The sequence below is a fragment of the Bacillus sp. FSL W8-0116 genome, assembly GCF_038003825.1.
Lineage (GTDB): Bacteria > Bacillota > Bacilli > Bacillales > DSM-4216 > Bacillus_O > Bacillus_O smithii.
This window is the reverse complement of sequence record NZ_JBBOPY010000001.1, coordinates 813,103-828,355: the sequence shown is the minus strand read 5'-3', so window position 1 is coordinate 828,355 and position 15,253 is coordinate 813,103. Positions and strand designations below refer to the sequence as shown.

Annotated in this window: 13 protein-coding genes and 1 tRNA gene; 5 read left to right on the top strand and 9 right to left on the bottom strand. The window is 39.9% G+C overall.

Annotation, left to right across the window (positions count from 1 at the left end; translation table 11 throughout):
• Window positions 1-88 precede the first annotated feature (88 nt).
• Window positions 89-352 carry a stage VI sporulation protein F gene (locus N1I86_RS03830; RefSeq protein WP_003353626.1) on the top strand — a complete coding sequence of 88 codons (264 nt, stop codon included), beginning with the start codon at window positions 89-91 and terminating at the stop codon, window positions 350-352.
• Window positions 353-908: 556 nt separating this feature from the next.
• Here N1I86_RS03830 and N1I86_RS03825 read toward each other — a convergent pair.
• The 4 genes from N1I86_RS03825 to N1I86_RS03810 all read right to left on the bottom strand — a co-directional run bounded on the left by N1I86_RS03825 (window position 909) and on the right by N1I86_RS03810 (window position 3,172).
• Window positions 909-1,331 (bottom strand): GNAT family N-acetyltransferase, encoded by a 423-nt coding sequence (locus N1I86_RS03825; protein WP_270584205.1) that lies wholly within the window; start codon window positions 1,329-1,331, stop codon window positions 909-911.
• 4 nt (window positions 1,332-1,335) lie between these two features.
• Window positions 1,336-1,848 carry a YjcG family protein gene (locus tag N1I86_RS03820; RefSeq protein ID WP_003353623.1) on the bottom strand — a complete coding sequence of 171 codons (513 nt, stop codon included), beginning with the start codon at window positions 1,846-1,848 and terminating at the stop codon, window positions 1,336-1,338.
• An 89-nt stretch (window positions 1,849-1,937) separates the two neighbouring features.
• A complete protein-coding gene (locus N1I86_RS03815; protein ID WP_270584204.1) occupies window positions 1,938-2,666 on the bottom strand; it encodes an alpha/beta hydrolase in 729 nt (242 codons plus the stop codon).
• Between the two features lie 266 nt (window positions 2,667-2,932).
• On the bottom strand, window positions 2,933-3,172 hold the full coding sequence (locus N1I86_RS03810) for a hypothetical protein (protein ID WP_003353621.1): 240 nt from the start codon (window positions 3,170-3,172) through the stop codon (window positions 2,933-2,935).
• Window positions 3,173-3,411: 239 nt separating this feature from the next.
• Here N1I86_RS03810 and N1I86_RS03805 point away from each other — a divergent pair, with 239 nt between their 5' ends.
• Window positions 3,412-4,383 (top strand): phosphotriesterase family protein, encoded by a 972-nt coding sequence (locus N1I86_RS03805; RefSeq protein ID WP_270584203.1) that lies wholly within the window; start codon window positions 3,412-3,414, stop codon window positions 4,381-4,383.
• Between the two features lie 313 nt (window positions 4,384-4,696).
• A complete protein-coding gene (locus tag N1I86_RS03800) occupies window positions 4,697-5,749 on the top strand; it encodes a 2,3-butanediol dehydrogenase (RefSeq protein WP_270584202.1) in 1,053 nt (350 codons plus the stop codon).
• A 527-nt stretch (window positions 5,750-6,276) separates the two neighbouring features.
• Here the strand turns inward: N1I86_RS03800 and N1I86_RS03795 are convergent.
• The 5 genes from N1I86_RS03795 to N1I86_RS03775 form a co-directional block, all read right to left on the bottom strand.
• Window positions 6,277-6,681 (bottom strand): endonuclease domain-containing protein, encoded by a 405-nt coding sequence (locus N1I86_RS03795; protein WP_270584201.1) that lies wholly within the window; start codon window positions 6,679-6,681, stop codon window positions 6,277-6,279.
• A 682-nt stretch (window positions 6,682-7,363) separates the two neighbouring features.
• Window positions 7,364-7,436 (bottom strand) — tRNA-Val (locus N1I86_RS03790).
• Window positions 7,437-7,753: 317 nt separating this feature from the next.
• Entirely contained in the window at window positions 7,754-8,797 is a 1,044-nt protein-coding gene (locus tag N1I86_RS03785) for an IS30 family transposase (protein ID WP_048622401.1), read from the bottom strand.
• A 207-nt stretch (window positions 8,798-9,004) separates the two neighbouring features.
• A complete protein-coding gene (locus N1I86_RS03780; RefSeq protein WP_004439648.1) occupies window positions 9,005-9,883 on the bottom strand; it encodes an IS982-like element ISGsp1 family transposase in 879 nt (292 codons plus the stop codon).
• A gap of 137 nt (window positions 9,884-10,020) precedes the next feature.
• A complete protein-coding gene (locus N1I86_RS03775) occupies window positions 10,021-10,572 on the bottom strand; it encodes a glutathione peroxidase (RefSeq protein ID WP_270583589.1) in 552 nt (183 codons plus the stop codon).
• A 1,751-nt stretch (window positions 10,573-12,323) separates the two neighbouring features.
• Between N1I86_RS03775 and N1I86_RS03770 the strand changes: the two genes are divergently transcribed.
• Both N1I86_RS03770 and N1I86_RS03765 read left to right on the top strand, forming a co-directional pair.
• Window positions 12,324-13,829 carry a malate:quinone oxidoreductase gene (locus tag N1I86_RS03770; protein ID WP_003353587.1) on the top strand — a complete coding sequence of 502 codons (1,506 nt, stop codon included), beginning with the start codon at window positions 12,324-12,326 and terminating at the stop codon, window positions 13,827-13,829.
• Window positions 13,830-14,121: 292 nt separating this feature from the next.
• Window positions 14,122-14,520, top strand: coding sequence for a GNAT family N-acetyltransferase (locus N1I86_RS03765; protein ID WP_341095040.1), 399 nt, complete (start codon window positions 14,122-14,124; stop codon window positions 14,518-14,520).
• The last annotated feature ends 733 nt before the right edge of the window (window positions 14,521-15,253 follow it).

Here is a 15,253-nt window from a genome sequence, read left to right as displayed (position 1 = left end):
TTGTTGAGGAATTCAGGCTTTCTTTTGGTGCACGAAACGCTAAGGATTGAATATGATAGCAGTAGCCAAAAGGAGGTCGGTAGAGAAAATGGATAATCAATTTTTTAAGAATATCGAAAAGAAAACAGGCGTCAATATGAAGGATGTCTTTGAATTGGCAAATTCTCTACAAAATGCTGATTTTCGAGATGAAAAAACCGTTCGCCACGTCATCCGCCGAGTTTCACAAATCGCGAACAAACCTGTTTCCAAAGAAATGGAGGATAAAATTGTTCGAACGATTATAAAAGATGGGAAAAAATTAGATTTCAATACAATTTCCCAAATGATGAACAAAAAGTCAGGGAAATAACTTGCTGACTGCCACTAAGTGATGAAAACATTGAAAAATGATTGAATTTTTTGGAATATTATATATAAACAGTGATCGAACATAGACGGGGGCAACATCCCCCGTTCTATGGATTTGCGGCACCTACTATAGAAAAGGAAGTGAATGATTGTGGGCTATATCAATCCTAATCTTTCGTTTCATACTATCCAGTATCATGAACGGATTAAAAATCAAATGGCACGGCCTTATCAAATTCAAAGCATTCATCCTATAAAAATGAAATCCCCGTTTCAGAAGATGCTTGATAAAAAACTACCGTTGCCAAAAAAGAAAAAACATTCTAGTACCATGACGGAAAAAGAACAAGATATGAGAAAAAAGATCGATTTACGTTGGTAAAATGCCGGACATCCATGACGTTCATTAACCATCATACATAAACTAGGCAACCGTTTAGAGGGCGCTGCACATAATGGGAGGTGGATACTATGGTTAGTATTCACTTTTTGTGCGTTGAAATGAAGAAGGAAGCGAGCACAGTGCTCACATAGGGAGTTTGACAAAACTTTTCAGGTCATAATTCTTTCATCATTGTTTTATGAGGGATTCCGGCATCCATAAACTCTTCGGAGACAACTTTATATCCAAGCTTTTCGTAAAAAGGGATGGCATGGACTTGGGCATTAAGCTTTAATGCCGGAACGTTTTGGCTTCTAGCGTATTCCTCGATGGCTTCCATAATCGCTTTGCCGGCACCTGATCCGCGCGCTTCAGGAAGAACGCAAATCCGCTCTGCTTTTCCTTTGCCATCCACTATCCTGAACCTTCCGGCGCCTGCCGGATCTCCATGATGAAGAAGGAGAAAATGGACTGCTTCCTTTTCGTATTGGTCGATTTCCTCTTCTATTGGTACATGTTGTTCTTCCACAAATACTTTTTTTCTAATTTGAAAGACTTGTTCAAGCTCATGTTTTGTTTCAACGACTTTCACTTGCATGGGCTTATTCCTTTCCTAATAAGAATGTTTCATACACTGTCCACTGTCCGTTTTCCAATTGATACAGTAAATGGAATCGGTCTACTGTTTCTGTATGATCAATGCCAAGCATTCTAAGCGATCCATAAACATCGGAATGCTCATCATTCGATAAATCTTGCGCGATCGTAATGTGGGGCACAAAAGCGTATTTCGTATCATCGTCAGGAAATTGTTCATGAATATCTTGATACAGTTTTTCTAATTCTTCCGTCGGTTTTACTTTAAAATATACGACGTTGTTAACCGGTTGGAAAGAGCTTACCTTGAAGACATGCAACGTTAGGGGCTTCGATTTTTTGGCAATCCCGCTTAGTTTTTGTGCGATTTCGCTAATTTTGGCTTCATCCGCTTCAAATGGATCTTTTAAAGTCAGATGCGGAGGGATTAACGAATAGTGGGAATCATATCTTTTTCGATAGGAATTGGCCAAATCTTGGAGTTTTTTCGACGGGAATATCACAATTCCATATTTCATATTTTCATCCTCCTCACTATGCCTTCATTAGACATATGTAGTTTATTATAACAAATTTTCAAATGATTCAAAACTTATAGTTTGAAAATTCAAATGGCAAACATTTTCCGAAGAGCTCTTTTTAAATCAGGCTGCCAATATTTCCAAGAATGGTGCCCATCGAACTCATCATAAAATGGATTTAATCCCTTGCTTTCCATCAGCAAATGGAGCTCCCGATTCGGGCTTAAGAAATCCTTTACCTGTCCGTTTGTCATTTTCACCGCTGTTTCTTGTTGGCCGATGATATGATAAATATCCAAAAGATGCATTTGGTCGTTGTTCTCAACGGCTTTCAAAACTTTTTCGTCCACATATGGAGAATAAAGGATGATTTTTCCAAAAATATTCGGATACTGAAGCGCTGTCATTAAAGAAACCGTTGCCCCTAAAGAATCTCCGGCTAAACAGCGGCTCATGCCCATTTGGTAAGTGGGGTAAGCATCGTCGAGGAAAGGTACCAATTCATGGGCAAGGAAGCGGATGTAAGCCGCATTCTGTTCCCCATCCGGATGGTATTTCCTCCGACGATCCTGAACATTTCTATAAGGAATACCCGCGATAATAATGTTTTCAATTTCTTTTTTCCCAAGCAGCTCATCGGCTAAACGAGGAATTCTTCCTAATTGAAAATAATCTTTGCCATCTTGTGTGATCAGCAAAGAATATTTGGAAAGCGGCGAAAAAGAGGGGGGCAAATAGACAAGAACAGGGATTTCTTCGTTCAATTCTTTTGAAAAAATAGTATGTTCTGTAACCGTTCCGCGTTGTTGAGACATTTGTCAACCCTCCAGTAAATAAAGTCAAGCATTTTTTTCGGGGCATTCCTTTTATTCCGGTATTTGTTTGAGTCATCTGGAACAATGGCGACCAGATGAGGGAAGATAGCGAAAATAACTATTGGATGAACATTTGCCTATCTAGTTTACCATAAAAATGCAAAATTTTCTTATAAGTTTTATTCCTCCAGATGGGAAAAAAGAAAAGTTTCTTCTAGTTCATTTTATCGTCAACGAATTTTTGTCAGAAAAGGGGATGATCTGGTTCAGCCGGCTGACCGTCTTTTTGAACGTTTCATTTGGTGAAAGCGGCTTGGAAACGCGGACAGTATGTGGTCGATGGAAAATCTTCGCAAGTCTTGGCGCATAAAGCAGTAGGCGAGGATGGAGTGTTCATTTAGGTTGAGGACAAGAATGGTTCGCTGAGAAAATTTTCCGTGTTTGGATTCGTAAATGATCGTAATGGGGAACCGCTCCCGCATGCTTCTTCTGAAAAGAGATTCCATTTGGTCGCACCTCCTTGTCGTGAATTATATAGAACGTTTGTTCGGTTGTCAATGAAGCGTGAGGTTGTATTTTTTTCCAAAGGACTTTTAAAAAAGATTGCAATTCATAGAACTCCCATGATTCCTGGGCGGAAAATTATCATGCAGCAAACGGACGAGTTTTTGTCTTGTTCGAATAAACCTGTCAATTGGCCAGTAAAATGGAATAAAAGCGTTTTAAAAAGAGGGGGATCAGGGGAATGGGCATTCAAACAGTAACAGGAGAGCTGGCTCCTGAACAGTTGGGAAAAACGTTGATGCATGAACAATTCTTTTTTGATTACGCGGGATTTCAAGGAGACCGGACGTTGGCGGGAAGATCAAAAGAAACGCTGTTGGAAGAAGCGTCCCAAGCGGCAGCGATTATGAAAAAACACGGCGTGAAGACGGTAATTGACCCGACACCTAGTGATTGCGGACGTGATGCGACAATTTTGAAAGCGTTATCAGAAAGAACCGGCATTCACATTATTTGTGCATCAGGCTATTACTATGAAGAGGAAGGCGGTCCGGCGTATTTTAAATTCCGCCAAGCGCTTGGCACAGCCGAACAAGAAATTTACGACTTGCTGAAAACCGAAGTGACGGAAGGAATTGAAGGGACGGGCATAAAAGCAGGGGTGATCAAACTTGCCTCCAGCAAGGATCGAATCACACCTTATGAACGAATGTTCTTTGTAGCAGCGGCGCAAGTTCAAAAAGAAATCGGCGTCCCGATTGTCACCCATACACAAGAGGGCACAATGGGACCGGAGCAAGCCAAACTTCTAGTCGAAAACGGCGGCATTCCGGAAAAAATTATCATCGGACACATGTGTGGGAACAACGATATCGATTACCAACTTCGGACGCTGGATTATGGAGTCAACGTTGCCTTTGACCGCTTTGGACTGCAAAATTTGGTTGGAGCTCCAACGGATGACCGCCGCATTGGAACGTTTATGGGATTGATTGCGCTCGGATTTGAAGACCGTTTGTTCCTCTCTCATGACACAGTCAACGTTTGGCTGGGACGACCGCCGCAAATGCCTCCGGAAATGAAAGAAGCTCTGAAAAACTGGCAGCCCGGACATCTTTTCGAAAATATCCTTCCGAAAATGAAGCAAGGCGGATTAACCGATGAACAAATCGATAAAATTTTTGTACGAAATATTCAAAGAGTATTCTCCTAAACCATAAATATCACTTCTTAAAAAGAGGTTGTTGTCATTGGGCAATTCATTATATTCATCCTTTTTCATAGAGAATGGCTCCTGTAATGGTGGTTTCATCCCCATTTAGCAGTTCGAATGGAGTCATTCTCTTTTATATGGAAATGGATAGGTCTTTCCTAATATAAACCCTGTTTCATCGGTGCACGATGAAAATGACAAAATTCAATTCTAGTATTTTTGAACTATTTTTGAAATTTATTGAATAGATAAAAATAAAAGGAGTTTTGATGATACAATGAACGTGTAAAGAAAATAAAGAGGGGGAATCCTCATGAAAGGTGCAAGATGGCATAACGTTCGCGACATTCGAGTGGAGGAAGTGGAAGAACCGAAAGTAGAAAAAGGAAAAGTAAAAATCCAAGTGGAATGGGCAGGAATCTGCGGCAGTGATTTGCATGAATACGTTGCCGGTCCTATTTTTATTCCTGTCAAAGAACCTCATCCTATCAGTAAAGATGTAGCTCCTATCATTATGGGACACGAATTTTCGGGACGAGTAGTGGAAGTGGGCGAAGGAGTTACGAAAGTAAAAGTAGGAGATCCTGTCGTTGTAGAACCCATTCTTCGCTGTGGAAAATGTCCTGCATGTAAACAAGGAAAATACAATCTCTGCGAAAATTTAGGATTCCACGGTTTAGCCGGAGGAGGCGGTGGATTCTCTGAATATACTGTAGTAGATGAATACATGGTTCATAAAATGCCAGAAGGCCTTTCTTTCGAACAAGGGGCACTTGTGGAACCGGCAGCTGTAGCTTTACACGCCGTAAGATCGAGCAAAATTAAGGCCGGTGATAAAGCGGCTGTCTTTGGAACAGGTCCAATCGGGCTTCTTGTCATTGAAGCTTTAAAAGCAGCCGGTGCTTCCGAAATATATGCCGTAGAAGTTTCAGAAGAACGTCTTCAAAAAGCGTTGGAACTCGGCGCAACTGCTGTCATCAATCCGAAAAATGAAGATCCCGTCCAAAAGCTTCTCGAACTGACCGATGGAGGCGTCGATGTTTCCTTTGAAGTAACAGGAGTGCCGGCTGTTTTACAACAAGCCGTTGACAGTACGGCGTTCGAAGGAGAAACAGTGATCGTTAGTATTTGGGAAAAAGAAGCGAACCTTTTGCCCAATAACATCGTTTTAAAAGAAAGAAACGTAAAGGGAGTCATTGCATACCGCGATATCTTCCCGGCAGTCATGAATTTAATGAAACAAGGTTATTTCCCAGCTGAAAAGCTTGTAACGAAAAAAATTAAACTGGATCAAATTGTAGAAGAAGGATTTGAAAAACTCATCAAAGAAAAAGATCAAGTGAAAATTTTAGTCAAACCAGAATAAATTCTGAAACTTGCAGCAATATCCCCTTAGAAAGCAGTTATCTTGCGCTACCCTTTGATCAGACGTTTTCGTGAGAGGTGTCAGACCTCTGATGCTCCCAACATCGGAGGCCGCGCGCCTTTCTTTTTTTATATTTTATCATTCTACTTATTTTAATATGTTCTTGCAATCAGTAAAAATACGGGAAGAAGCTCCTCGAATCATTTGATTTACTGGATAGGAGCTGCAAAAATCCAATTAGTACGCATTTAAAGGTATGAAAATTCTATCATTTTAAAAAATTCCTCATAAGTTCAAGTGTCTACATCATGATAAACGCGCTAAATTTCGTTATAAACGTACAATCATTAATGTAATGGACGGATTTTTTGTGACCGCATGCCTCTCGAAAAGACGTCTGGAAATTCTGTGAATTTTATGGGTTTCAGACTTGCGCACAGAAAAAACTTTGGGGGTCTGATACGAAAGCAACATTGTTGATTCAATGGAAATTATTATGGAACAATGTAAGTATAAGCAGAAGTTTTTTATATTTCGCTTTTAATCTTTTCGAGTACTTTCGCTAAATCTCGGTGAATCATCCGGCCGCTAAACCGCATCACTTTCCAGCCGTTTTTCCGCAGATAAGCGTTTTTACGTCGATCATGTGCTTTTTGTTCAGGTGTTGAATGATACGCTTTACCGTCGCATTCAATAGCGATTTTATACGTTGGCAGCGCAAGATCGATCCGGTATTTACCACATGGCACTTGCGATTTTACATAATAGCCGTTTAGGGACAGCGCATCGTAAAGTCGCAATTCGATAGGACTTTCGCATTTTTGACGATCAAGATCGCCGATGACCGAATAATCTTTTTCGAGTTTTAAGGCGAGGATATAAAAGACAAGACCAACGCTTATAAGGCCGAAAAATACGATGTAATCTACCATGTTAATCACCTCAATGTATTAGTATGTCCATTTTTATCTTTCCGGAAACAGGCAATTTATACGCGGGTTCTTTTTAAAATCTTTGAAGGTTTTTCGAGAACTATATAGAAAACAAACTGGGAAGATAACTACTAATAAGGAGGGAAGATATCATGTCGCAAGAATTTAACGTGACATTGAAAGAAGCAACACAATAAATTTTACAATAATTGGTATGTAAGAAAAATTTGGTAATTATGAGAAAATATATAGGCCTTGATTAGATAAAGTAAACAAGGGTGAAATTCAGTCCATAAAAAGAGGATATAGAAAAAATTTCATTAATTTGTGAGAAAAATCGAATAGTATCACGAGTAATTTCGTTAATTGATCGTGGAATTCCGCATTTATCTAAATACTCGGTAAAACACGAATAGTTGTCGCGGTATTTTTTTAGAGTGTTAGGCGCTTGATCTTCCGCCTTTTTGATTGCAAAGAACGTTTCGGAAAGATCGTCTAGGTTGATCGCGGTTTTCCTCACGACATGTTCGTTCATTGTTTCGCATGAAAAAACACGCTCCTTTTCGAAGCGTGCAACATACCGGGTTAAGTAGGGTGAAACCTTTCGGACGAGTCTGCGCTTATGTCAACGTAAACAAAAAAGCGTCAAACCATTGAAAGTCACGGCTTGACGCTCGTTCAATGATTCCGACTGGTCTCGAACCAGCGACCTCCACCCTGTCAAGGTGGCGCTCTCCCAGCTGAGCTACGGAATCGACAATCAGTATTCGTTTAACTGACATGTATTATTTTATTGGATGCATAAAAAATAGTCAATACTTTTTATCCTATTTTTTTGCATTCGTATTTTTCCTTAAATTGCAATATTAAATGCAACAAGTATTGAAAGACCAGATAACCCATGATTAAGTAGAATCGGGACACTCTGCGCGACTTGACGTGGAGTGGTGGGCATGGTAGCCTGGTTGGCCCAGCCAGTACCGTATACCTGGCTTCATGGCTGGTAGCCATGCCCGCAGAGGCTCTTTGTCAAGTTGCTAAAAACCAACCCTTTGGGTTAGCTGGCTTAAGGTTAAGAAGCTAAGCCAGCTAACTCTATTTGGAAACACTCCTCAGGTGTACGATAATTGAGGATCTTCCTTGGAAGATGGTTACACCAATTTTCAACATAGGTAATGGTTTCGTCTGCCACAGAGGAAATGGGTCTCCCCTTTGGTATGAAGCGCCTAATAAGGCCATTATGACGCTCGTTGGTTCCTCGTTCACAGGATGTGTAAGGGTGTGTAAAATAAACCTCTGTTAGATCTTTTTCAACACTAAGGCCGAGGTCAGCAAATTCAGAACCGTTATCAGCCGTAATGGTTTTAAACACTTTAGAGAACCGATTACCATAAGACACTTTCAACTGAGATATGACTTCTGAAACGGATAGACTATCCTTGGCTGTCACTCTCAAAATTATTTCTTTACGGGTTTTGCGCTCAGTAAGAGTCAATAAGGCCTGATCTTTAGTCTTCTTGCCTATAACCGTATCAATTTCCCAGTGACCAAACTCTTGGCGTTCATTGACTTCAATTGGTCGCTCATCGATACTGCGTCCTAAGATCTTCTTATTCTTCCGGTTACGTTTTTTCTTGGTGTTCAGGGTAATTTTCATAGGTAGGTCAATGTTTTTAACGCCTATAAGTCCTAGATCAATATAGTTATAAAGGGTCTTGGTGCAAACCATTTTGTCTTTGAATTTCCCATCACGTTTGGCTCTCCCACATACCGCATCAGGAGACCATTTCTTATCAAGGATCTGAGTTTCGGCATACTTAATAAACTCGATGGCATCGTCTAGTTTTAGCTTGCGGCCACAGGCTTTCCTGTTTCTCTCATAGAGAAGTTGACCTGTGTCTGGAAAATAGACATGAACAATTTTCCCGTTGCTTTTTCTTTGTGGCACTGTACCTCTTCTTAACTCACGGGAGATGGTGCTTTTGTGACAACCAACATAATCTGCAATCTCCTGTTGAGTCTTACCAGCAGCGTGTAAGGCCGCAATTTTCCCACGGTCATAAGCCGTTAAGTGTTTGAAATGCCGAGCTCCTATGGTAGAATTAGTAATTGCCATAGATAAATCCTCCGTATCGATATTGTTTTAGTCGACTTAATCATACGTGGTTTATCTATGGTTTTTCATTTTTTATGCTTGTTGCATTTGATTATACAACTAGCCCATTCGTATTTTTTCGTATTTTTTTATCTGTAAAATCAAAGGTTTTCCATTTTATGCATGAAAAGCACTTATTTAATGATAACCCGTGGTGCTAGTTGAGTGTCAGCGCTCAACCAGCCCTAGTGTGACCAAGGAATAAGCCAACAAGATGCCATCGAGTGCCACTTCAAACCCGGCCATGGAATTCGCTCGAATGTCGGTGATCCGGTATTGGTCTACGAGAATCGAAAACACCGTCTCGATGACTTTGCGTTTTTTCCTGATCCATTCTTCCCATGCCTTGGATGGGCCGTGCTTTTGATTGTGTCGAGACGGTGTCCAGAACGCGGCTTGGTGTTCTTCGTACAGCTTTTCTCGAAGAGCGTGGCTGATGTACCCTTTGTCCCCAAAGTTGTAGGGATGAGGGATTTGAGTCATCACCGTTTCAGCGGCTTTGACGTCGTGGCAGGACGCTTCCGTCACGACATAGCCCATGGCCAGCCCTTGATTGGTCACTTGAAGATGCAGCTTGAAACCGTAGTACCATTGCTTTTTGGAAGCACAATACCCCATATCCGCGATCCCTCGAAACCGCTTGACGCGCTGCATTCTTGCGGGATGGCACAACGGAAGAGGCAAGCTGTCGACGACCGCATAAGCATGGTGTTGGCCACGTTTCGCCAGCTCATGACGGATCCATTTGATGGCGAAACCAAGCGCCCGGCAGCGGCGGTTGTATCGGGAGCGTTCAAGAAACGAGCCGTTTGTGAACAAATTTCCCGTGACAAAACGATGCCAGGCTCGTTCGGAAGAAAAGCCCAGCAGCTTCCCCAAAAGGTGAACCGCCATGACCACTTCGTCTTCTTGCTTGACCAAGTGACGGTTGCGGCGATGAAGATACATTTGAATCAACGACAGTTGGGCAGAAACAAAACAGAAAATAGCGGCATATTGTTTTTGAAGTTTGGCTGGATCTGTAGTAAAATGAAAGTGCTCTTGCATGGGGGATCTCTCCTTTCGAATGTTGGGTGACACTTTCATTCTACTGGAGATCCGCCAGCAAGGGCTATTTTTATGCTTGTCTGAGTTTTATCTAGCACCACGGGTTAATGATAGGGTTTTGCTGTCTTATGTTCCCTTTACTCTTCTAATAATTTCTGAACGTCTTGCTCGAAATCAACCGGTTCTTCCCATGGTTCATATCTATCCACGACTTGACCGTTTTTGTTAATTAAATATTTGGTGAAATTCCATTTAATATCATCGCCGACCAGCCATTCAGGATAGTCATTTGCCAATTTTATTTTTAATAGCTTTTCTGTCATATTCGATTCATCAAATCCTTGGAACGGCGCCTCTTGTTTTAAATAATGGAACAAAGGATGAGCGTCTTTTCCGTTTACATCGATTTTTGCAAACATTGGAAACGTGACGCCGTATTTTAATTGGCAAAAAGAAGCCGCTTGGTCGCTTGTTCCAGGCTCTTGTTGATCAAACTGGTTGCATGGAAATCCCAGTATTTCGAAACCTTTCTTTTGATATTTTTCATACAGCTTTTGCAATTCCTCAAATTGGTATGTAAAGCGGCATTTACTAGCCGTATTCACTACTAAGAGCACTTTTCCTTTAAATTCTTCTAAAGAAACTTTATCACCGTATGCATTCTCTACTTCAAATTGATAAATGGACATGGGGAACACCTCTTTCATCTATTATTATTTAATAATTATTATAATATAAAAATGCAGATAGGCAAAAAAATTGCTCACAATGGCATGTTTGGAAATGCCTGCCCATAAATCAAAACATTTGAAAGAGAGTGCCTGCCTATTTTTTTAATTGGAAGCATTTATTTCCTTTTTAGATCAGCAAGATTGCGATCGGCTTGGTGAAATGTCTTCTTATTGTGAAATTGTACATTTTATTCTCCACTTTCGTTGCAGTATGAATGTTCCTATATAAAAAAATTCATAAAAATGTTCTGAATTAAATTAATTTTAATTTAAATGTATTAATATATAAAAAGAGCATTCCTGTTTTATCTATCTAATTATGAAGAGTGTTTTCTCCTTAATAAATGACGATCGAAATAAAAAGGATTGCTGCTGACTGGGTATGTTTCAATTATCTTAGTTTTTGGAGTGACTTTAAGCAATACCGGTCGTATTTTTATTGTTTCCCTCTGTTTTTGCCAGCAATAGTTGGAACTTTTTTTCTCTAATATCCATCCCGATCCTGACGATATTCATTTGGTATCTGCTAAACAAGCAAGAAGGTGGTTTTTTTGAATGAAATGCAATTAGATAACGGGGTTTATTATTTATGTCCTTCTAGATGTTAATTGTTTATTTGGTTACAAGAGAGAAAGAATCAATAAAAGGGAGCATTGATTTTTATGAATATATGCTGATTCTTCAATGGAATTCTTTGGATATTATCCCCGCGACAATACGGATTGCGGTTATTTTTTCAGACCCTGATGCTCGAGAAGGATCAGTTCTCCTAATAGGAATGCAATAAATTGGAAAATGATGAACTGATGATTGAACCGCTTTGTACGGTTCGGTTTCCAATGGACGGGGTTGATGGTAAAATATTTTTGGAAAATAAGCGATTTTTTTCTTTGCACCTGTTAGAAGAAAAACTCTGTCAACCCCAATAAAGGCTGGATTAAAACGGATTCATAATTTACAAAGATGTTGATGGCGCAGCTATAAAGATATGAAATAGAAGAAATATTATATTGATGGAATTGCTGCTTCAAAAAACATATCGGACGGACCAAGAAGACGTTGGTTTCAATATACGGCAAGCAGCATGTTCCTTTGTGGCGTACGGTGTTAAAGTGGATGCCACGTAGCTTTTTCGGCGATAATGCTTATTTATGAAAGCGGGTACAAAACGTGACGAAAAAAGAACATCTCGTTGGAAGAATACAAGAAACACTCTAAATAAGGTTTTAATCGCATCGGATTGCGAAAGGGCAGTTCCTTGTTCTCCTCGAAAAGCTACAAATCGTTCGAAAGATTTATAAATTGATATCGAAAAATCTGCTGCCGGAAAAGAGATCATTTTTCATGTGCAAAATAAACTAGTACAGCGCAATTAAGGAACTACAAGAATGGCGGTTCAATGGTAAAAGCGCACCACAACTCAACCTATAAAAAAGCTGATTTAAAGCCTTGGTTTTTGTGTTTCCCGGGGTCTTGCTTATTACTTCTTAACTGCAACAGTATTTCACCATTGAAATTTACCAGCTTTTAAATAGGATATAACTAATCATATAATTGTAAATAAATATTTTAATCTTTTGATAATAGTGATACACTATAATTGGTTATATTTGATCCAGAAAAGATGTGTGACAAGGTTGCTCTATGGCTTGTTGTGAGCGCATACATCTTTTCTGTAAATCTTAGGGTATAAGGACGGGACTTTAAATATGAGTAACAGACATACTACAACAGACGTTATCTTAATTGGTGCCGGCATCATGAGTGCGACGTTGGGAACGCTGCTGAAAGAATTGGCACCGGATTGGGAAATTACAGTTTTTGAGAAGCTCGACAAGGCAGGTGAGGAAAGCTCTAACGAATGGAATAATGCGGGAACAGGACATTCTGCATTGTGCGAGTTGAACTACACTGTCGAAAAACCGGATGGATCCATAGATATCAGCAAGGCTATCAGAATTAATGAGCAGTTTCAGGTTTCAAAACAATTTTGGTCTTATCTTGTAAAAAACAATCTGATACGTAATCCTCAGGACTTCATCCGGCCATTGCCCCATATCAGTTTCGTACAAGGGGAACAAAACGTACAGTTTTTGAAAAAACGTTTTGAAGCATTGTCCGACAATCCTCTGTTTCAAGGGATGGAATTTTCCGATGATCCGGGAAAACTGAAGGAATGGATTCCACTTATGATGAAAGACCGGACAATCAATAAACCGATAGCGGCAACAAGAATCGAATCCGGAACTGACGTCAACTTTGGCGCATTAACGCGCATGTTGTTTGACCACTTAAAGAATCAAGGCGTCGATATCCACTACAAACATAAAGTCCAAGATATTAAACGTACCAGCGACGGATTATGGGAATTGAAAGTAAAAAATCTCGATAGCGGTACTGTCGAACTCCATACTGCAAAATTCCTCTTTATCGGCGCCGGCGGCGGAAGTCTGCCTTTACTGCAAAAAACCGGCATTCCTGAAAGTAAACATATTGGAGGATTTCCGGTAAGCGGATTATTCCTGGTATGTAACAATCCGGAGGTTGTAGCGCAGCATCATGCAAAAGTATACGGCAAAGCTGCAATTGGTGCTCCTCCAATGTCTGTTCCGCATCTTGATACACGATTTATCGACAACAAAAAATCATTGCTCTTTGGACCGTTTGCCGGCTTTTCGCCAAAATTCTTAAAAACCGGTTCAAATCTGGATTTATTTGCTTCCGTAAAACCGCATAATCTCGTAACGATGTTGGCGTCAGGCATCAAAAATATGTCATTGGTAAAATACCTGATCCAACAACTTATGTTATCGAAAGAAAAGCGTATTCAAGAGTTGCGAGAGTTTGTCCCGAACGCTAAAAGCGAAGATTGGGATATTGTAGTAGCGGGTCAACGTGTACAAGTAATCAAAGATACGGAGACCGGCGGCAAAGGAACGCTTCAATTTGGTACAGAAGTTGTTAGCGCCGCTGATGGTTCGGTCGCTGCATTGCTCGGTGCTTCTCCGGGTGCTTCTACTGCCGTTCACGTCATGCTTGAGGTTATCAAAAGATGCTTCCCGCAACATCTAAATGCGTGGGAACCGAAAATAAAAGAAATGATTCCTTCTTACGGCGTGTCACTATTGCAAAACCCAGAACTTATTCATGAAATTCATGCATATACTGCGCGGACGCTTGCATTAGAGGAAAAAAAACAAGCAAATCCGGCGTAACCGAAAAAACCGTATATGAAAGGAAGCATCATTTGCCGTTTTAGCAATGGATGCTTCCTTTCGTTTTTTCAAGTACCTTGATTGGTTTAGTCGACAGAAGTCAATTGATGACAGAAGAAGGGGTTAATAGGTGACTTAACGATGTAACTAGTGGGCAAGAAAAGGATTTTGCAATCAGTATTGATCGCAGCTTGAAGAAAATAATACAACAAAAGAAAGGTATAATGAAAAATCGGCGTGATTCTAACTGCTTGAATATTTCGTATAATGCTGTCTAAGGGGGTATATTTAAATGGAAATAGTTTATAAATACAATGAACCGGTAAAAGCGGAAGACGTTATACAAGTATTTAGGAATAGTGGCATTACTCGCCCGATTGGTCAAAAAGAGCGGATTCAGAAGATGTTGGATCATGCCAATCTTATTCTGACGGCTTGGGACCATAATAGATTGGTTGGAATAGCCCGCGCATTAACGGATTTCAGTTATTGTTGCTACCTCTCTGACTTGGCTGTCGATCAAGATTATCAAAAAAGAGGGATTGGCAAGGAACTCATAGAGAGGATAAGGGAAATTATCGGTGAAGAGGTCGCCCTTATCCTGTTATCGGCACCAAGTGCAATGGATTATTATCCAAAAGTTGGTTTTGATAAGGTTGATAATGGTTTTATTATTCGCCGTAAGCGTTGATGGCTGTGATTTTGTTTGTAAAAATCCACAAGATCATTTAATACGGCTTTATCAAAAATAAAAGCTGATTTATTCAGCCCGACAGCCCGAAGCTGCACCTTGAAAAGCTTTATGTCATCCAGTCAACTACAAAAAAGAGGGCGCTCGATAGTTCACCCCAACGGATTGACATAGAGCATTTCATTCATTCAATATGATCTATATTAAAAGTGCTCTAAATTTTTAAATTACTTTTTTTATTAGGTAACTGGTAAACAAAGAAGTATAGTATTTCCACTATTATCCCAAGTACGAATAAGAATATGGCTATGTACAAGACGCCTAGATTGCTAGCTGACAACTTATCGGAGAACTTTGTGTAAATAGTGGCAAATAACCAACATAAAGTGAATGTGAAAGCATATTTAACAACTGTAGATAAGAACTTATTTTTAATTTCATTTAAGTTTTTAGACAATAGTTCTGCAACGAGAAAAAAAGCGGTCACATAACCGATAAAATTCAGGGTGAACCATAAATTTTCTATGAACCTTCCATTTTCAATGTTCACTTCAGGAAGGGAATTTAAAAATTTCAAAACAAAGAAAAAGATTGAAACCGGTATTGATAAAATGACTAGACAAAGGATTGCGACAAGTATAAGGGCAATTATGGCATCGCTATAGTATTATCTCTTTTTGCTCATTTTAGGATCCCTATCCTACAAATAGTTACAGTATTGTAATGATTATAC